The following is an 18,578-nucleotide window of genomic DNA, read 5'->3' as shown; positions in this document are numbered from 1 at the left end:
GGGACTTCAAATTATTCCTCAATATGAGAATTTATGTATTCTACTACATCACCAACTTTAGTTGCTTTTTCAGCATCTTCGTCTGGTATTTCAATATCGAACTCTTCTTCTAAAGCCATTATAAGTTCTACTACATCAAGTGAGTCAGCTCCCAAGTCGTCTGCAAATAATGAATCCATTGTAATTGTATTATCATCAAGACCAAGTTGGTCTGCTATAATATTCTTAACTTTATCAAAAACCATTTTTTTCACCTCCAATCAAAATTCTACAATATGATAATATTACATAACTTATATATCGTCAATAAGGTAATATTATTTTTATAGTATATTTTATACCATTTTCTCTTCAATATGTATTTTTATTTTACCAATAATATCATTTTCATAAAAAGTAACTGCCTGTCTTATTGCATTTTTAATAGCTTTACTGTCTGAACTTCCATGAGCTTTAATACATATTCCATCAACGCCAAGAAAAGCTGCCCCACCATATTCTTTATAGTCAAAATCCTTCTTAAACTTAGTGAAAACAGGTTTTAATAATGCTCCACCTAATTTTGTTCTAAATGAAGACATTATCTCATCCTTTAAAGTTGAAAATATAGTTTGAGCAACTCCTTCATACATTTTAAGTACAGTATTTCCTATAAATCCATCACAAACTAATACGTTTACATCACCTGTTGGAATTTCTCTAGGTTCTACATTTCCTACAAAATTAAAATCACATTCTTTTAAAAGTTTATGTGCCTCTTTTGTAAGTTCATTGCCTTTTTCTTCTTCTGCGCCTATATTTATAAGACCAATGGAAGGATTTCCAATCTTTAATATATTCTCAAAATATATTTCCCCCATTTTAGCAAACTGCACTAAATTATTAGGTTTTGATTCTGCATTTGCACCACAATCTATGACCATAAATGGTCCATTCTTACCTGGCATTACAGGTGCTAATGCTGGTCTATTAACACCTTTTATCCTTCCTACAACCAGTGTGGCTCCAGCTAAAAACGCTCCAGTACTTCCTGCTGATATAACAGCATCTGCCTCATCTTTTTTAACTAACTCTAATGCTCTATATATACTGGAATCTTTTTTTCTGCGTATAGCCATTACAGGGTGTTCATTATTACTAATTATCTCTTTAGCATCTAATATAGATATTTTTTCAGAATTATAACTATATTTACTCACTTCTCTCTTCAGTACTTCTTCTGGTCCCGTTATTATTATTTCTATATCATTATATTCCTTTATTGCGTCAATACACCCTTCAATTACTACATGAGGTGAATGGTCTCCTCCCATACCATCTATTGCTATCTTCATACTCCATCCCTCGCTTTATATATATTCACACCTATTTAATTTACCAATAATTCACTTTTATTAGATTATAATATAAATTTATTTAAATATAAAGAATTAATTGTCTTAAATATTTCAAATAGATAAAAAAATTTAAAAAAAGAAAGTCATACGACTTTCTTTTTTTCTTAATTTTCTTTTGAAACTATTTCTTTTCCATTGTAGTATCCACATTCTTTACAAACTCTGTGAGCAAGTTTCATTTCGTGGCATTGTGGACATTCAACCATCCCTGGTACACTTAGTTTAAATGTTTGAGCTCTTCTTGAATCTCTTCTAGCTTTTGATGTTTTACTCTTTGGATGTGCCATCTATTTTCACCTCCTTAGTTAGTTCGGGAAAAAATCTCTTAACTTTGCAAGTCTTGGATCAATATCATTCTTTTCACAATTACATGTAGAATGATTTAAATTTGTGCCACATACCGTACATAGTCCTAAGCACTCTTCACTGCAAAGTCTTTTCATCGGTAGTGACAAAATTATGTTAGTTTCAATGATTGGTGAAAAATCCACCTTATCATCATTTATAATGATAATCTCATCGTCTTTATTATCTTCAAATTTTGAAAAATTTTCATGAATTTGAATTTCTAAAGGGTAATTAAATTTTTCAAGACATCTAGAACATACAAGTTTTAATGTTGTTTTTATTGTTCCGTCAAAGTTAATTATGTCACCTGCTATAGTAAAAATGCCTTCTATGTTAATAGGCTCAACAAATTCAATTTCTTCTTGTTCAAAGGTAATATTTTCACCTTCAAAAGACATATTGATTTTTTTTTCTTTGATTTTTTTCCCAATCAAATCAGAAATACCAATTATCATAATTACACCTCTATTATTATAAATGGGCTAATAAAGCCTATGTAACCATAGAATCTATTAGCCACAACTTATTATATAAATATGAACATAAAAAGTCAAGCATTTTTATTATACTTTGTTATATTATGCTTTATTTTTCAACAATTTCTTTTGTATCTCTTGCAATCATTAATTCTTCGTTTGTTGGTATAATAAATACTTTAACATTAGAGTCATCAGCACTGATTAATCTTGCTTCTCCTCTTACGTTATTTCTTTCTTTATCAATTTTTGCACCTAAGAATTCTAATCCATTAACTATCTCTTCTCTTGTTCCTATTGCATTTTCTCCAAGTCCTGCTGTAAATACAATGCAATCTACTCCACCCATAACAGCAGTATAAGACCCTATGTATTGTATCACTTTGTACTTAAATACTTCTAATGCTAATTCAGCTCTTTTATTACCTTCAGTAGCAGCCCCTTCAATATCTCTAAAGTCACTACTTACTCCTGAGATTCCTAAAACACCTGATTTCTTGTTCATTATATTGTCTACTTCAGCTTCTGACATATTTAATTCTTTTATTAAAAATGTAGCTATAGCAGGATCTATATCTCCACATCTAGTTCCCATTGTTAAACCTGCAAGAGGAGTGAATCCCATACTTGTATCAATACATTTACCATTTTTAACAGCAGCTAAACTTGCTCCATTTCCTAAGTGACATGTAATAATTCTTAATTTTTCAATATTTTCTCCTAACATTTCAGCTGCAGCTCTAGCCACAAATTTGTGAGATGTTCCATGGAAACCATATCTTCTTATACTATGTTTTTCATACAATTCATATGGTAGTGAATATAAATAAGCTTTTTCTGGCATAGTTTGATGAAAAGCAGTATCAAAAACTGCAACCATAGGAGTATTTGGCATTAATTCTTTACATGCATTAATACCTATTATGTTTGGTGGGTTATGAAGCGGTGCAAGCTTCGCACATTCTTCTACAGTCTTCATAACATCTTCATCTATAAGTACTGATTCAGCATATTTTTCTCCACCATGAGCAACTCTGTGACCTACAGCAGAAATTTCAGCCATATCTTTTATAACGCCTTCGTTTTCATCAACTAAAGCTCCTAAAACAAGTTCTACAGCTTTTTTATGACCTTCCATTGGTTCTTCGATTACATATTTTCTTCCATTTGCCTTTTGTGTTAAAATAGAACCTTCTATCCCTATTCTTTCAACTAAACCTTTAGCTAAAACATTTTCATTAGACATATCTATAAGTTGATATTTTAAAGATGAACTTCCACAATTTATTACTAATACTTTCATATGCTAACCTCCAAATTTATGATTTTAACGTTTTATTAACAGTATGTATGGATTAAATTCCTTTTTGTGCTTGAACTGCAGTTATAGCTACAACATTTACTATATCATTTGCACTGCATCCTCTTGATAAATCGTTTATTGCTTTTGAAAATCCTTGACATACAGGTCCTATAGCTTCTGCTTTAGCAAATCTTTGAACCAATTTATATCCTATATTTCCTGTTTGTAAATCTGGGAAAACTAATACATTAGCTTTTCCAGCTACATTACTATTTGGAGCCTTTAATGCAGCAACACTTGGATCTATTGCAGCATCTAATTGCATTTCACCATCGATTTTTAAATCTGGTCTAAATTTCTTAGCTATTTCAGTTGCTTTTCTAACTTTTTCAACAAGTTCATGGTCTGCACTACCCATAGTTGAGAAAGATAACATTGCAACTCTAGGATCTATACCACATAATTTTTTTGCTGTTTCAGCTGTAGTTACAGCAATTGAAGCTAGCTGTTCTGCTGTCGGATTAGGATTTACTGCACAATCAGCAAATACTAACAATCCATTTTCACCATATTCACAGTTAGGTACCATCATAACAAAGAATCCAGAAACTATTGATGAACCTGGAGCTGTTTTTACTATTTGTAATCCTGGTCTTAACAAATCACCAGTTGTATGTATTGCACCTGAAACCATTCCATCTACATCACCCATTTGTAACATCATAGTTCCAAAATACAAAGGATCTTTAACTACTTTTAAAGCTTTTTCAAAAGTCATTCCTTTATGTTTTCTCATTCTATATAGTTCATCAGCATATTCTTCAAGCTTCGGAGCTGTTTCAGGATTAACTATTTCTATTCCTTCAATATTTGCTCCTAATTGTTTTGCTTTGCTTTTTATTATACCTTCATTACCTAATAAAACCAATTTTGCTAATGATTTTTCATTAATTTCTCCTGATGCAATAAGAGTTCTTTCTTCTTCTCCTTCTGGAAGAACTATAGTTTGCAAATCTGCTTTTGCAATGTCCCATATCTTTTCCATAAATCCCATGTTAATTTCTCCTTTCGTTTTAACCAACAATATTGTATAGTATACTGTATAATATACTCTATATAATACTATACACCTTTTCTTATATAATTTTCAACAAAAAAAACAATATTTTTTTAATCTGTATTATTATTTTTTTTAATCTGTATTATGTTGTGTACTATATATTATGCATTATCTTTTTATCTGTATTATATTGTATACTATATATTATCCCTTATTTTATAAAGTTATTTTATAAATTATAATTTATTTCCACATACTATTTGTATATTTATTTATCTATGATTTACTTATTATAAGGTGGTGATTTAATGAATATTACTGGAATAATAGCTGAATACAATCCTCTACATAATGGTCACATATACCACATAGAAGAATCGAGAAAAATTACTAATTGTGATGGTATTATTTGCGTAATGAGTGGAAATTATGTGCAAAGAGGACTTCCTGCAATAATTGATAAATGGAATAGAGCAGAGGCTGCTTTGAAAAATGGAGTTGATTTAGTTATTGAGCTTCCTACAGTTTATAGCTTATCCTCAGCAGAATTTTTTGCCTTTGGTTCTGTTAGCCTTTTAAATAATTTATGTTTTGGCAGCGAAAGCGGAAATGTAGATATTCAAAAAAAAATAGCAACTATACTTATTGAGGAACCAACTGAATTTAAATTAAAACTAAAGGAATATTTAGACAAAGGGTTATCCTATCCAGCTGCTCGCAGCAAATCACTTTCAAATTTATTCCAAGATAATTCCTCTATATCTAATATATTATCTTGTTCTAATAATATATTAGGTATAGAATATTGTAAAAGTTTACTAAGATTAAATAGTACTATTACGCCTTACACAGTCCACAGAAAAGGTTCAGCTTATAATAGTAGTATTATTACAGAAAATAACTTTTGTAGTGCCACAGCAATTAGAAAACATTTGAAAACAAAAGATAACATAGATATTTTGAAAGAAAAGGTACCTCATTATTCATTTGAAATAATAAAAACTATAAATAATAAAAACTCTTTAACCTTTGAAGATTCAATGTTAAAATTTTTAAAATTTAAAGCTTTTACATCATCTAATACTCTTGAAAACCTTCCTGATGTTTCTGAAGGTTTACATAATAAAATATTAAAATCCATATATGATGCTAATACTTATCAAGAATTAGTTTCTAACATTAAAAGCAAACGTTATGCAGAAACTCGCATTAATAGGATTTTATGTCAATATTTTATAGGATTCGATAGATATAATATTAAAACTTTAAGAAATTTATCTTGTCCTTATGCTAGAGTTTTAGGATTCAATAACACAGGAAGAGAAATTTTAAAGAAATTAAAAGTCACCTCTTCAATTCCTCTTTATACTAAATTGCCTAAAAATTTAAATGAAACATTGACATTAGACATACAGGCTACTAATGCTTATAGTTTAATGAATAGTTCTCTTGCACCTTATTCTGATTATTTAATTAGTCCTATTACTTTACTTTAATAGTAATATTGTACCTCCCCCTTAAAATATATTAATTATATGAAAAATTAATATATTTTAAGGGGATTTTAATATGAAAATACTTTTTTTATTAATATTATTTACAATTATATATTTAATTTTTAATTTATCTAAAAGCATCTCTAAAAATTTAGGTAAAAACATTCTTTTCACAATAATATGCAGTGTGCTTATTATTTATATAACCTTAAACCCTGAACTTTGTTTAGAATCAGCTTTAGATGGATCAAAATTATTTATAAAATCTGTTTTTGTATCCTTATTTCCATTTCTAGTATTAATTAATATAATGTTATCTTATAATGCCGTAAATATTTACTCTAAATTTTTTGGAAATATTTTATGTAAACCTCTTAGATTACCCAAAAATTGTTCCATTGTTTTAATCATTAGTATATTTTGTGGATATCCTTTAGGGGCAAAATATGCTTGTGATTTATATGAAAAAAATCTAATAGATTTCAGAACTTGCCAAAGACTTGTAAACATTGCCTCCAACCCAAGCCCTATATTTGTAATAGGAGCTGTTGGAACTTCAATGCTTAATAATTCTTCTTTAGGTTTTTTATTGCTACTTTCATGTTATTTATCTTGTTTCATCACTGGAATTTTTCTACCATCACACACACCTTCTCCTTATATAAAAAGCAGCACAAATAATTATATTTATAAAGAAAGAAATATTGGTAATGTATTAAAGGAAAGTATAGATAATGCTCTTAAATCCTCATTTTCAATTGGTGGATTTATTGTTTTCTTTTCTGTTATTAGTACAATAGTAAAAAACAATATCATATCTGATATTGTTTTTACAAAACTCTCTATGGTTTTAGGTATATGTATAGAAACATTACAAAGTTTTTTACTAGGACTACTTGAAATGACAAATGGATGCAGCCTAATTTCTTCTAATAATGGCCTTACCATTTTATGCAAACTAATACTTATAAGCTTCTTTTTAAGTTTTAGTGGTTTATCTATAATTGGTCAAGTGTATTCTATTGTTTATAAATTTAAAATTTCAATCAATAACTATATAAAAGTAAAATTAATCCAAGGAACAATATGCAGCTTATTAACTGTTGTTCTTTATAAAATAGATATAATTCATATATCAAGTACAGTCTTTAATATAAACATAGAAAATATTAACTTTATTAACCATACTAGTTTATTTATATTGTGCGTACTGATATTAATATCTCCATTCCTTATAACAAAATTTAATAAATTATTTAACCGTATCTCTTAATTCTTTAATATTTTGTCTTATAACATCAGTTGTATCTGTAATATTTGTTTCCATAGATTTTAGATATTCTTCAGTTTGATTTTTAACACTTAAAAGCATTTTTTCACCCATATTATTAATTTCTTTTTCTAAACCGCATAATATTTCATCTGCATATTCTTTTGCACCTAATCTAATTACTTTTGAATCTCTTTGAGCTGAAGTTAGAATTTCTTCAGCTTTTATTTTTGCTTCTTTTGTAATATTATGATTTTCAATCTCTTTTCTTAACATATTATAACTTTCTTTCTTTATTTGCTCAGCTTGTTTATGAGCATCACTTAAAATTCTTTCTTTTTCTTCACATATCCACTGTGCTTTTTTAAATTCATCGGGGAGATAATTTATAATTTGCTCTACAACATCTATTAATTCCCTTTTCTTAACCATCGTCTTCCCTAAAATTGGTACATTGTGTGATGTTTCAATTATTTCTTGAAGATACTCCAATAACTTCATAACCTCCATTTAATTCATCACCTTATTTCTCACTAATTTTCCCCATAATATCTGGTATAATTTCATCTGGAACTAATTCATCGATACAACCACCAAACGTAACAACTTGCTTAATTGAAGATGAACTTAAATAGGAATATTTAGCACTTGTCATCATAAAAACTGTTTCTACTTCTGGATCAAGTTTTTTATTCATAAGCGCCATTTGCAATTCATATTCAAAATCTGCGACAGCTCTTAAACCTTTAATAATTACTTGAGCCTCTCTTTGCTTCATATAATTAACCAGTAGACCATGAAAACTTTCTACTCTTACATTTTCTATATCTTTTATTACTTTTTTTATTAATTCTACTCTTTCTTCTATGGTAAAAAGTCCTTTTTTATCTGGATTGATTAAAACAGCTACAATAACTTCATCAAAAATTTTTGAAGCTCTTTTAATTATATCTAAATGTCCTTTAGTAATTGGATCAAAACTTCCGGGGAAAACTGCCCTTCTCATCTTATTCCTCCTTAAATGCATAAAAACACACAGTTGTATTACCGTATTTTCTATGATTAATAAGGACTATTTTTTCATTACCTTCATATATTTCCTCAGAAGAATCAATCTTTGTTACTATTAATCCATCTCTTTTTAGCAATCCTTCATGATAAACTATTTCCACAGCCGGTGGAATCATCTCTTTAGCATACGGAGGGTCAATAAAAATCAAATCAAATATTTTATTCTTTCTTGCAACTTCTCTTAGTGCATCATATGAATCCATGTTTAAACATCTGCAAATATCTTGAAATTTTAAATTTTCAACATTTTGTTTTAAACGACTAAATGTAGTAGGATGTTTATCCACCAAATAACATTCAGCTGCTCCCCTACTAGCTGCTTCTAACCCTAAGCTTCCTGTTCCTGAAAATACATCAATTACCACTGAATCTCTTACTCTATTTTGAATTATATTAAAAATGCTTTCTTTTATTCTATCGAGTGTAGGTCTTGTTTGCATACCATCAGGTGGCAAAATCTTTCTACCTTTTGCACTCCCTGCAATTATTCTCATTTTTATCCTCCTTCGTTACCACTTTTGTGCATCTTATTTCATATTTTAACATACATCTATTAATTATACAAAAATATTTTATGACTTTATTTTAATTAAAGCAAATATATCTAGAAGTTTGTTCTAGCTTCTTTAAAATTTCATTTTTTATTATCATATCTTCTTGTAAATTACTATTAATTATACGCTTAGCCTCAGTATTTGCTATTTTAAACAAATGAATATCTTGCACTAAGTTTGCTAATAAAAAACCATCTTCTCCATGTTGGCTAACACCAAAGATTTCTCCACTTCCTCTTAACTTTAAATCCTCTTCTGCAATATAAAAGCCATCATTACTTTTAGTCATTATTTCCATTCTTCTTCTAGTTATTTCACTTTTTGCATCAGCAATCAATATACAATAAGATTTCTTATCTCCTCTTCCAACTCTACCTCTTAATTGATGTAACTGTGAAAGGCCAAATCTTTCAGCATTCTCAATTATCATAAGAGTAGCATTAGGAACATTAACACCAACTTCTATTACAGTTGTTGCTACTAGTACTTTTATTTTCCCATTTTTAAACTTATTCATAACTTCTTCTTTATCTTTGGAAGCCATTTTTCCGTGAAGAATTCCTATTTCAATATCACTAAAAAATTCTTCCTTTAATTCTGAATATAGTTTTTCTACTGATGATATTTTTATTTTCTCATTTTCCTCTACGAAAGGACAAACTACATATACCTGTCTTCCTTTTTCAATTTCCTTCAGCGCAAAATTATAAACTCTTTTTCTCATAGTTTTATCTGCATAATAAGTATCTATTTTTTTCCTTCCTGGAGGAAGCTCATTTATGCAAGATATATCTAAATCACCATATAAAGTTAAAGCTAAAGTTCTTGGAATAGGTGTAGCAGTCATAACCAAAATATCAACTTTACTATCCTTATTAAATAATTTACTTCTTTGTCTTACACCAAATCTATGCTGTTCATCGGTTACAATCATTCCTAACTTTCTAAATACCACATCATCTTCTAATAGAGCATGAGTACCAACTATAATATCTATTTTTCCATCCTTTAAATCTTCTTTTATTCTTTTTTTATTTTTAATCGTTGTACTTCCGCATAACAATTCTATATTCACATTAAAATCTTTTAATATATTTTGTGCTTCTACATAATGCTGCATAGCAAGTATTTCAGTAGGTGCCATAAGTACTCCTTGATACCCATTTTGGATAACATTAAAAAGTGTAATAATAGAAACTATGGTTTTACCACTACCAACATCGCCTTGAACTAATCTGTTCATTGGAACATCTTTTTTTTCATCAATTAATATTTCTCTTACCACTCTACTTTGCGCATTAGTCAAATTGAATGGTAGTTTTTCTTTTAAATCTTTAAGTTCTTTTACTATTTTAAATGAAGTCCCTTCACTAATCCTTAAACTTTTTATCATCAATAACTTTAAAGAATATGTAAAAAGTTCTTGGAACTTTAATCTTTTTTTAGCCTCTTCCAATTCTTTTTTTCCTCTAGGCTTATGAATATTTCTAATAGCTTTATCTAGAGAACACAAATCATATGTATCTAAAATTTTATTAGGTAAATTATCTTCAATATTTATATTATCAAGTATCCAAAGATTTGTTTTAACAAAAAAATTATTATTTAGCTTGCCCTTCAATGAATACTTTGGACGGATTTCTCTTATCTCCCCTTTATTAAGCATAATTGGATTCATCAAATTTTTTTTGCTTTTTTGAATTTCCAACTTTCCTAATAAAATATATTCATTAGATAAATTAAACTTATTTTTTATATATGGTTGATTGAACCACTTAGCTTCAAAATTTTCTTTTCCATCATTAAAAACAATAGTTGTAATAATCATGTTTTTTCTTATATAAGCATCTTTCTTTATTTGCTTAACTTTAGCCTTAATAATTATTTTCTTATTTTCTTCTGCTTTAACAATACTATCACAATACTCATTATTTTCGTAATCTCTAGGAAAGTATAGTATAAAATCTAATATTGTAAATATGCCACACTGGTTCAGCACTTCTTTAGTCTTAGGACCTATTCCTTTTAAAACACTAATCTTATCATTAACATTCATCATTCTATTCTCCACTATTCTTTATAATAAAAAAAGCCCTTAGGCTTTTTTTTATTCAACAGATACTATAAAATAGTATAATGGCTGCTCACCACTGTAGCATTGAACATCAATATCAGGATACTTTTCCTCTAACTTTGTAGAAAACTCCTCAACTTTTTCTTCATCACAATCTTTTCCATAAAAAATTGTAATAAGTTCACTTTCTTCAGTTACCATATTAGATATAATATCATCGCAAATTTCATAAATATCTTTTCCAATTTCGCTTATCTTTCCTTCAATTAATCCAAGTATATTCCCTTCTTTAATAGCTTTTCCATCCATTTCAGTATCACGTACTGCATATGTTACAGAAGCAGTATTTACATTTTGTATAGCTGAATTCATTGTCTCAATATTTTCATCTACAGTACTTTCAGGATTAAAAACTGTTACAGCCGTTATTCCCTGTGGAATTGTCTTTGTTGGTATAACAATTACATTTTTTTCTGAAAGTTCAGCTGCTTGTTCAGCTGCCATAATAATATTTTTATTATTTGGTAATACAAATATATTTTCCGCATTAATATTATTTATACATTCCATTATATCTTGTGTACTTGGATTCATAGTTTGACCGCCTTCAATAACTGAATTAACCCCAAGATCACTAAAAATATTTTTAAGTCCATTTCCCATTGTAACGGATATAAAAGCATATTCCTCTTCTTCGAATATTACATCTTCATCTTTACTATAAGTTTCTTCTTCAGTAGTTGCATATTCTAGTTCAAGAATTTTTCTATGTTCCTCTCTCATATTATCAATTTTTATTTTTGATAATTCGCCTAATTTCACTGCTTCAGATAATACAAATCCTGGATCATTTGTATGAATATGAACCTTTATAATATCGTCTACTCCTATAACAATCATAGAATCCCCTATAGGTTCAAGTAACTTTTTAAAATCTGATGTCTTTTCCATTGCATTTTTTGTAGAAACAAAAAACTCTGTACAATATCCATACTTAATATCTTCAGCTTTTATACTAGCTTGAGCTAATTTATTTTTATTAATTTCATTATTCTTTACTTTAACTTCTTCTATTCTTGCTTCAATATTTTCACTTAATGCTTTGTACATTCCCTTTAAGATAATTAATAATCCCATACCACCTGCATCAACAACTTTTGCCTCTTTTAATGCTGGAAGCATATCAGGTGTTTTATTAAGAACACTTTCACTAAATGTACATACTTTATCTAATAAATTAACAATATCACTTTCCTTTGAATCAACAGCACTTTCCCCAGCAGCTCTAATTATAGTTAATATAGTACCTTCTGTAGGACGCATAACTGCTTTATATGCATGCTTAGATCCTTCTTGTATACTATTAGCAAGAGTTAAAGCATCTGCCTCGTCTTTTCCTTCCAAACCTTTTGCTATACCTCTAAAAATTTGAGAAAGTATAACCCCTGAATTCCCTCTAGCTCCCATTAGAGCCCCTCTAGCAATTCTTTTTGCTACTTCTGAAATAGAATTACTTTCTAAATTTTCAACCTCTGCTACTGCACTTCTAAAGGTCATAGACATGTTTGTTCCTGTATCACCATCTGGAACTGGAAAAACATTTAATGAATTTACAAATTCTTTTTTCTCCTCAAGGTTATTTGATGCATTTATTACCATATTGCGCAAATCATGTCCATCTATCTTAAAACGTTCCAATTTTAGTACCTCCTTAGACTCTTACCCCTTGAACATTTACAGTTATGCTTGCAACTTTTAGTCCAGTATAATTTTCTACATGATATTTTATTTTTTGTATTATGTTATTTGCAATAACTGATATTTTTGTTCCATACTCTACTATTATATATAGTTCTATAAATAATTTGTTATCCTTATTATGAATTCTTACTCCTCTATTTAAACTTTCAACCTTCAATAGCTCCCAAAGACCGTCCTTAGCATTTTTTGAAGCCATACCTACAACACCATAACATTCCATTGTTGATACCCCAACAATGTTGGCTAAAACTTCGTCAGAATAATTTATAGCACCATGTTCACTGGTTATTCCTAACATATATATTCCTCCTTAATTCTCATGCATAATATTTATTTTATAATATATGATTAATTTTATCAAGAAAATTAATCATATTAATACTTATTCTTACTATTTGCTTTATATTTTACTTGCCAAAAACATACTATATATGCTACAATATAAGTCGTTCTGTTATATAGAATATTTATCTTCAATTATAGGAGGTGTTATAAAATGTCAAAAGTATGTGAAATATGCGGAAAAGGCGTTATATCAGGTGTACAATACAGCCACTCTCATCGTCAATCAAAGAGAAGATGGGCTCCAAATATAAAAAGTGTTAAAGCTATAGTTGGTGGAACACCTAAAACTGTAAAGGTATGTACTAGATGCCTACGTTCTGGAAAAGTACAACGTGCTATATAGTTTTTGAAGCAAAAATAAAAAATGCAATTGTTAAATCAATTGCATTTTTTATTTTTTTGTTTTTTATTTTTTAGTAAAAACTTTTATTATTTTAGATAGAAACTTTGGAAGTTTAATAGCTATAATTTTCATAATAACCTCCTTAAAATATGGCTATTATATCTGCTTAAAATCAAGCTCTTATTTATTATATGTAACTATTTTATTTGCGTTACAAAAATAGCATATAGGAATAATTAATACCTATATGCTAAAGTTTAATCTCTAGAGTAAATTATCAATAAAATACCCTCATCAAAATTTATTTTAACTTCTTTATCTTGAAATTCATTTGATATAGTTAAAGCACTGCCAATTTCTAAATAATAATTATTTAACGGGTATTTAGCTCCACTAATAGTCAAATTTTCAACATTTTCAGAATATGCAGCTAGCGAAAATGTTTCTCCCTCACTTCCAAATATACTTAAAGATTTATCTGCTATTGTAATTGTATTATGTTCATCTTTAATATATGCTGTTACTTTTTTGCTTAAACATTTTAAAAGCATACCAAGATTACCTAAAAAATGATCTATCCTTGTTCCTGTGCATCCCAATAAAACTATTTCATCAACATTAAGTTCAAGTGCTTTATTGACAGCAATTTCTGTATCTGTATAATCCTTTTCAGGTGGATACTGTATTATATTAGTATGATTGTCTTTAAAATAATTTAAAACTTGAATATCTATTGAATCAAAATCTCCAATCAAAATATCAGGACATATATTATATTCATACAAATAATTTGCTCCACTATCTGCACATATCAAATATGAGGCTTCTTTTAACTCTTCATAAAGCAAATCATAAGAAGGGGGCATTCCCCCTGAAGCAATAACTATTTTCATATTTAAAATCTTTCTTTTAAATCTATAATATTTTTCTCAATATCACCATTTTTAAATACTGCTGAACCTGCTACAATTACATTGGCACCACAATCCACTATTTCGTTAACATTATCTACTCCAACCCCACCGTCAACTTCGATCAATAAATCTTTATTACATTTTTCAGCAAACATTTTCACTTCTCTTATCTTATCAGAACAATAATTTATATATTTTTGTCCTCCAAATCCTGGATTAACCGACATTATAAGCACCATATCAACTAAACTAATTAGATGCTTTATAGACTCTACAGGAGTAGCTGGATTTAATGAAATTCCTGCTTTTACCCCAAAACTCTTTATATAATTTATTGTTCTATCTAAATGCTTTTCTGCTTCATAATGAATTGTTATAATATCTGCCCCTGCATTAGCAAAATCTTCAATATATCTTGATGGTTCTTCAATCATTAAATGAACATCAAATGGAAGCTTAGTAATAGGTCTTATACTTTTAATAATTGGAAGCCCAAAAGAAATATTAGGCACAAACATACCATCCATTACATCAATATGTATTAGATCTGCCCCATATTTTTCTAGTTTTATTACCTCTTCTCCAAGTTTTTTAAAATCAGCTGATAATATAGACGGTGATAATTTTACCATTTGTTTTTTCCTCCCTTAATAATTTCTTCTAAAGTTCTAATATAAAATTCATATCTATTTACATTAATTTCATTATCTTCTACTGCCTTTTTTATCATGCACCCTGGTTCTTTATAGTGCATACACCCACTAAATTTACATCCATCTTCATATTCCCAAAATTCCGGAAAACAATTTTTAAATTCTTCCTTAGATTCAACATTTAAATTCAAAGTAGAAAAACCAGGAGTATCTACTACAAATCCTCCACACACTTCTACCAATTCACTGTGTCTAGTTGTATGTTTTCCTCTTTTTAGCTTTGTGCTTATTTCTCCAGTTTCCATAATATTTTTTCCCACAATATTATTCAAAATAGTAGACTTGCCTACTCCAGATGGACCGCAGAAAACTGTAACATTATTTTTTAATTTATTTTTTAAATTATCTAATCCAATTCCCTTCTTAGCATTTAAAAAAATATATTCATATCCTGCACTTTCAATCATTTTTACAACTTCTTCTTCTTCGTGATTTTCTAACAAATCAATTTTATTAAAGCATATTATAGCTTTTATTTTTTTTAACTCACACTGAATTAAGAATTTGTTCAAAAGATCTAGATTAATATTAGGATTTCTTAAAGCAAAAACAACAAAAGCTTGAGTAATATTACAAACTAAAGGTCGTATTAATTCATTTTTTCTTTCAAATATTTTTTCAATTGTTCCTTTGTCATTATTTGCTGTTATTTCAACTCTATCACCAACAATAGGTGACATTCCTTTATTTCTAAATTTTCCTCTTGCTTTACACTCAATAATTTTTTCTTCTACTTTAATATAATAAAATCCACCTATTCCTTTAATAATTGTACCTTCCATATTTCCTCCTAAATAAATGTTCTTATGGGTTTGGTTCACTTTTAAGGTTTATAGTTGTTCCTTCCAACACTTCTTTTCCTGGAACTTTGTCTTGATAAGTTATAATAAAATCATCATTTCCCTTAACATTTATGTTTAAGTTATACTCTTTAGCAATCTTTTTAGCTTCTTCTACTGTTTTATTTACAAAGTTCGGTACAATAACAAAGCCTTTATCACTATATACATAGTAACTTATATTAACTGAGGTATTTTCTTTTACTGTACTATTATGTTTAATGCTCTGTACCGATACTATTCCATCTAAACTTTCATCAGAAGTTTTAATTTTAGTAACCGAACCAAGTTTTAGTTTAGCTCTATCTAACATATCTGCAGCTTCATCAAAATTTTTATTAATCAAGTTTGGAACTTTAACGTATTTAACTTCTGGTCCCTTACTTACTACTAAATCAACACTATTATCATTTCCAACTTCAGTACCAGCCTCTGGAGATTGCTTACATACACGTCCTTTTTCTACATTACTATATTCATGTGATACTTTACCTAAATTTAAATTATAAGCTTTTAAATATCCTTTAGCCTCTTCAAATTCTATTTCAAATAAGTTAGGTATAGCAGACACTCTCGGTCCTGAACTTACTATAGCCCTTATTTCATCTTGCTCACTTTTATCTATCTCTGTTCCCGCAACCGGATAACATTTAATAACTACCCCTTTAGGTTTATCACTGCTTTCACTTGTAGTAACAAATCTTAATCCTAAAGCTTCAATTTCTTTTTGAGCTTTTTCCTTACTGAAATCTATAATATTGGGTACAGTAACTTTTCCTTTTTTAGCTACTTCACTACCTGTACTCAATTTCTTTTGAGAAACAACAAATGCAGATACAAATCCAATAATTACTATAGCTAAAGCGGCTAGACTTCCAACTATTATTTTTTTTGTTTTACCACTTATTTTCATTCCCTCATCTTCTAAATATTCATCTTCTTCATCCTGAGAAAATTTATCATTTATCTCTGCTGACTCATTTATAGGTTTCATAATTCGAGTATACTCATTCTCACTACCATCAACAACAATTTCCACATCTGGATTTTGTTTGATTTTTTCTAAGTCTAAAAGAATATCTTGAGCTTTTTGATATCTTTTATATTGTTCTTTTTCAATAGCTTTCAATATTAAAGTATTTAAACTTTCAGGAATATCAGGATTAATTTCTTTAGGAGGTATAACCGGTTCCTGTATATGCTTTAAAGCCACAGAAACTGGGCTTTCTGCATCATAGGGAACTCTACCTGTAACCATCTCATATATTATTATTCCTAAAGAATAAATATCAGTTTTGCAATCTACAAAACTTCCTTTCGCTTGTTCTGGAGAAAAATAATGAGCTGAACCAATAATCCTATCAGAATTAGTTATTGTTACAGAAGAAGTTGCCTTTGCTATACCAAAATCAGTAACTTTAATTATCCCTTCTCTTGTAACTAAAATATTATGCGGTTTAACGTCTCTATGAATAATATTATTATTATGTGCACATTCTAATGCTTTAGCTATCTGTATAGCAATCATAATCGCTTCATTGTATTTTAAAACTTTCTGCTCATTTATAATTTGCTTCAAAGTTTTACCATCTATATATTCCATTACTATATAATTTATACTATTTTCAGAACCTATATCATAAATTCCAACAATATTATTGTGAGATAGACTTGCCGCTGATGCTGCTTCTTGCTTAAACTTATCTACAAATTCTACATTATCGGAGTACTGATTCTTTAAAATTTTAACTGCAACAAATCTATTTAGCAAATGGCATTTAGCTTTATATACTTCTGCCATTCCCCCTTCTCCGATTTTTTCTAACAACTCATATCTATTTCCAAGCATAGCTCCTATCATTTTTTGCACTCTCCTCCAAATACAATAACTGAAATGTTATCTCTTCCGCCTTTGTTTTTTGCTGCTTCAATTAATACTCTGCACGCATCATTATTATCATTCTTTAATATTATATCATACATTTCTTTTTTGTTAACTTCATTTGTAAGTCCATCAGTACATAATATAAATTTCTGTATCTCATCTGTTTTTCTTGTAAAAATATCTATCTCCACAGTTTTTCTTGTGCCTAACGCTCTTGTTATTATATTTTTGTTTGGATGGGTTAATGCCTCTTGTTCAGTAATACTTCCATCATCAATCAATTCTTGTACTAAAGAATGATCCTTTGTTATCTTTTCAATTCTATTTTCAGTAACAGCATAGCAGCTACTATCTCCAACGTTTGCAATTACCACCTCTTTTTCCAACATAAAACAAGCTGTGATAGTTGTCCCCATTCCTTTTAAATTGTCATTTGCCTTAGATTTTTCATAAACAATTTCGTTAGCATAAGTAATAGCCTCTCTTAATACTTTGTCTATATCTTTTATCTCTTTTAGTTGTTTAATATAATTTATACAACTTTCAACTGCAACCTTACTAGCAACATCTCCAGCATTGTGTCCACCCATTCCGTCAGCAATTACATATAATTTAACTTTGTGATCTTCATAAAAACCTAAATAATCTTCATTAATTTCTCTAATATTTCCTTTATCAGATAAATATCCTACTGAGCAATTTTCTTGGCACATTCTATTAAAACCCATA

The 18,578-nt window shown here is 28.7% G+C and carries 20 protein-coding genes; 3 read left to right on the top strand and 17 right to left on the bottom strand.

Annotated features, from left to right (window positions below):
• Positions 1-11: 11 nt before the first annotated feature.
• From acpP to pta, 6 genes are all read right to left on the bottom strand, one after another.
• Complete coding sequence (acpP, locus tag OXH55_RS17315) at positions 12-245, bottom strand: acyl carrier protein (protein WP_268051361.1); 234 nt, start codon at positions 243-245, stop codon at positions 12-14.
• A 90-nt stretch (positions 246-335) separates the two neighbouring features.
• Complete coding sequence (plsX, locus tag OXH55_RS17310) at positions 336-1,334, bottom strand: phosphate acyltransferase PlsX (protein WP_268051360.1); 999 nt, start codon at positions 1,332-1,334, stop codon at positions 336-338.
• A 167-nt stretch (positions 1,335-1,501) separates the two neighbouring features.
• Entirely contained in the window at positions 1,502-1,684 is a 183-nt protein-coding gene (gene rpmF / locus OXH55_RS17305; RefSeq protein ID WP_268051358.1) for a 50S ribosomal protein L32, read from the bottom strand.
• A gap of 18 nt (positions 1,685-1,702) precedes the next feature.
• Positions 1,703-2,200 carry a YceD family protein gene (locus OXH55_RS17300; RefSeq protein WP_268051357.1) on the bottom strand — a complete coding sequence of 166 codons (498 nt, stop codon included), beginning with the start codon at positions 2,198-2,200 and terminating at the stop codon, positions 1,703-1,705.
• Between the two features lie 130 nt (positions 2,201-2,330).
• A complete protein-coding gene (locus OXH55_RS17295) occupies positions 2,331-3,524 on the bottom strand; it encodes an acetate kinase (RefSeq protein WP_268051356.1) in 1,194 nt (397 codons plus the stop codon).
• A 52-nt stretch (positions 3,525-3,576) separates the two neighbouring features.
• Positions 3,577-4,578, bottom strand: coding sequence for a phosphate acetyltransferase (gene pta, locus OXH55_RS17290; RefSeq protein ID WP_268051355.1), 1,002 nt, complete (start codon positions 4,576-4,578; stop codon positions 3,577-3,579).
• A 314-nt stretch (positions 4,579-4,892) separates the two neighbouring features.
• Here pta and OXH55_RS17285 point away from each other — a divergent pair, with 314 nt between their 5' ends.
• Complete coding sequence (locus OXH55_RS17285) at positions 4,893-6,080, top strand: nucleotidyltransferase (RefSeq protein WP_268051354.1); 1,188 nt, start codon at positions 4,893-4,895, stop codon at positions 6,078-6,080.
• A 73-nt stretch (positions 6,081-6,153) separates the two neighbouring features.
• A complete protein-coding gene (gene ylbJ, locus OXH55_RS17280) occupies positions 6,154-7,353 on the top strand; it encodes a sporulation integral membrane protein YlbJ (protein WP_268051353.1) in 1,200 nt (399 codons plus the stop codon).
• Here the strand turns inward: ylbJ and OXH55_RS17275 are convergent.
• The 6 genes from OXH55_RS17275 to OXH55_RS17250 form a co-directional block, all read right to left on the bottom strand.
• The gene (locus OXH55_RS17275; protein WP_268051352.1) at positions 7,333-7,860 is read right to left on the bottom strand and encodes an ATPase; all 528 of its coding nucleotides are present in this window, start codon (positions 7,858-7,860) and stop codon (positions 7,333-7,335) included. The genes ylbJ and OXH55_RS17275 overlap by 21 nt on opposite strands.
• A gap of 13 nt (positions 7,861-7,873) precedes the next feature.
• Positions 7,874-8,356 (bottom strand): pantetheine-phosphate adenylyltransferase, encoded by a 483-nt coding sequence (coaD, locus tag OXH55_RS17270; protein ID WP_268051351.1) that lies wholly within the window; start codon positions 8,354-8,356, stop codon positions 7,874-7,876.
• A gap of 1 nt (position 8,357) precedes the next feature.
• Entirely contained in the window at positions 8,358-8,915 is a 558-nt protein-coding gene (rsmD, locus tag OXH55_RS17265) for a 16S rRNA (guanine(966)-N(2))-methyltransferase RsmD (protein WP_268051350.1), read from the bottom strand.
• Between the two features lie 91 nt (positions 8,916-9,006).
• Positions 9,007-11,031, bottom strand: a complete 2,025-nt coding sequence (gene recG, locus OXH55_RS17260) for an ATP-dependent DNA helicase RecG (protein WP_268051349.1) — start codon at positions 11,029-11,031, stop codon at positions 9,007-9,009.
• Between the two features lie 51 nt (positions 11,032-11,082).
• Positions 11,083-12,747 (bottom strand): DAK2 domain-containing protein, encoded by a 1,665-nt coding sequence (locus OXH55_RS17255; protein ID WP_268051348.1) that lies wholly within the window; start codon positions 12,745-12,747, stop codon positions 11,083-11,085.
• Between the two features lie 13 nt (positions 12,748-12,760).
• Entirely contained in the window at positions 12,761-13,108 is a 348-nt protein-coding gene (locus tag OXH55_RS17250) for an Asp23/Gls24 family envelope stress response protein (protein WP_268051346.1), read from the bottom strand.
• Positions 13,109-13,306: 198 nt separating this feature from the next.
• Here OXH55_RS17250 and rpmB point away from each other — a divergent pair, with 198 nt between their 5' ends.
• Entirely contained in the window at positions 13,307-13,498 is a 192-nt protein-coding gene (rpmB, locus tag OXH55_RS17245) for a 50S ribosomal protein L28 (RefSeq protein ID WP_268051345.1), read from the top strand.
• A 257-nt stretch (positions 13,499-13,755) separates the two neighbouring features.
• Here the strand turns inward: rpmB and OXH55_RS17240 are convergent, their stop codons facing one another.
• The 5 genes from OXH55_RS17240 to OXH55_RS17220 are packed head-to-tail and all read right to left on the bottom strand — an operon-like array spanning position 13,756 to position 18,577.
• Positions 13,756-14,391 carry a thiamine diphosphokinase gene (locus OXH55_RS17240; protein ID WP_268051344.1) on the bottom strand — a complete coding sequence of 212 codons (636 nt, stop codon included), beginning with the start codon at positions 14,389-14,391 and terminating at the stop codon, positions 13,756-13,758.
• A 2-nt stretch (positions 14,392-14,393) separates the two neighbouring features.
• Positions 14,394-15,044 (bottom strand): ribulose-phosphate 3-epimerase, encoded by a 651-nt coding sequence (rpe, locus tag OXH55_RS17235; RefSeq protein WP_268051343.1) that lies wholly within the window; start codon positions 15,042-15,044, stop codon positions 14,394-14,396.
• Positions 15,038-15,907, bottom strand: coding sequence for a ribosome small subunit-dependent GTPase A (rsgA, locus tag OXH55_RS17230; RefSeq protein WP_268051342.1), 870 nt, complete (start codon positions 15,905-15,907; stop codon positions 15,038-15,040). The genes rpe and rsgA overlap by 7 nt, the downstream gene beginning before the upstream one ends.
• Before the next feature lie 22 nt (positions 15,908-15,929).
• A complete protein-coding gene (gene pknB / locus OXH55_RS17225; protein ID WP_268051341.1) occupies positions 15,930-17,825 on the bottom strand; it encodes a Stk1 family PASTA domain-containing Ser/Thr kinase in 1,896 nt (631 codons plus the stop codon).
• Complete coding sequence (locus OXH55_RS17220) at positions 17,822-18,577, bottom strand: Stp1/IreP family PP2C-type Ser/Thr phosphatase (protein ID WP_268051340.1); 756 nt, start codon at positions 18,575-18,577, stop codon at positions 17,822-17,824. The genes pknB and OXH55_RS17220 overlap by 4 nt, the downstream gene beginning before the upstream one ends.
• Position 18,578 lies beyond the last annotated feature (1 nt).

It is taken from the genome of Clostridium ganghwense (genome assembly GCF_026735165.1).
GTDB classification, from domain to species: domain Bacteria; phylum Bacillota; class Clostridia; order Clostridiales; family Clostridiaceae; genus Clostridium_H; species Clostridium_H ganghwense.
Note: the sequence above shows the minus strand (reverse complement) of the source record. Positions and strands in the feature narration are given on the sequence as shown.

What these genes read in the sequence shown, in the direction of transcription:
- acpP (WP_268051361.1), bottom strand. Translation starts at nt 245, where the DNA reads ATGGTTTTTGATAAAGTTAAGAATATTATAGCAGACCAACTTGGTCTT.
- plsX (WP_268051360.1), bottom strand. Translation starts at nt 1,334, where the DNA reads ATGAAGATAGCAATAGATGGTATGGGAGGAGACCATTCACCTCATGTA.
- rpmF (WP_268051358.1), bottom strand. Translation starts at nt 1,684, where the DNA reads ATGGCACATCCAAAGAGTAAAACATCAAAAGCTAGAAGAGATTCAAGA.
- OXH55_RS17300 (WP_268051357.1), bottom strand. Translation starts at nt 2,200, where the DNA reads ATGATAATTGGTATTTCTGATTTGATTGGGAAAAAAATCAAAGAAAAA.
- OXH55_RS17295 (WP_268051356.1), bottom strand. Translation starts at nt 3,524, where the DNA reads ATGAAAGTATTAGTAATAAATTGTGGAAGTTCATCTTTAAAATATCAA.
- pta (WP_268051355.1), bottom strand. Translation starts at nt 4,578, where the DNA reads ATGGGATTTATGGAAAAGATATGGGACATTGCAAAAGCAGATTTGCAA.
- OXH55_RS17285 (WP_268051354.1), top strand. Translation starts at nt 4,893, where the DNA reads ATGAATATTACTGGAATAATAGCTGAATACAATCCTCTACATAATGGT.
- ylbJ (WP_268051353.1), top strand. Translation starts at nt 6,154, where the DNA reads ATGAAAATACTTTTTTTATTAATATTATTTACAATTATATATTTAATT.
- OXH55_RS17275 (WP_268051352.1), bottom strand. Translation starts at nt 7,860, where the DNA reads ATGGAGGTTATGAAGTTATTGGAGTATCTTCAAGAAATAATTGAAACA.
- coaD (WP_268051351.1), bottom strand. Translation starts at nt 8,356, where the DNA reads ATGAGAAGGGCAGTTTTCCCCGGAAGTTTTGATCCAATTACTAAAGGA.
- rsmD (WP_268051350.1), bottom strand. Translation starts at nt 8,915, where the DNA reads ATGAGAATAATTGCAGGGAGTGCAAAAGGTAGAAAGATTTTGCCACCT.
- recG (WP_268051349.1), bottom strand. Translation starts at nt 11,031, where the DNA reads ATGAATGTTAATGATAAGATTAGTGTTTTAAAAGGAATAGGTCCTAAG.
- OXH55_RS17250 (WP_268051346.1), bottom strand. Translation starts at nt 13,108, where the DNA reads ATGTTAGGAATAACCAGTGAACATGGTGCTATAAATTATTCTGACGAA.
- rpmB (WP_268051345.1), top strand. Translation starts at nt 13,307, where the DNA reads ATGTCAAAAGTATGTGAAATATGCGGAAAAGGCGTTATATCAGGTGTA.
- OXH55_RS17240 (WP_268051344.1), bottom strand. Translation starts at nt 14,391, where the DNA reads ATGAAAATAGTTATTGCTTCAGGGGGAATGCCCCCTTCTTATGATTTG.
- rpe (WP_268051343.1), bottom strand. Translation starts at nt 15,044, where the DNA reads ATGGTAAAATTATCACCGTCTATATTATCAGCTGATTTTAAAAAACTT.
- rsgA (WP_268051342.1), bottom strand. Translation starts at nt 15,907, where the DNA reads ATGGAAGGTACAATTATTAAAGGAATAGGTGGATTTTATTATATTAAA.
- pknB (WP_268051341.1), bottom strand. Translation starts at nt 17,825, where the DNA reads ATGATAGGAGCTATGCTTGGAAATAGATATGAGTTGTTAGAAAAAATC.
- OXH55_RS17220 (WP_268051340.1), bottom strand. Translation starts at nt 18,577, where the DNA reads ATGGGTTTTAATAGAATGTGCCAAGAAAATTGCTCAGTAGGATATTTA.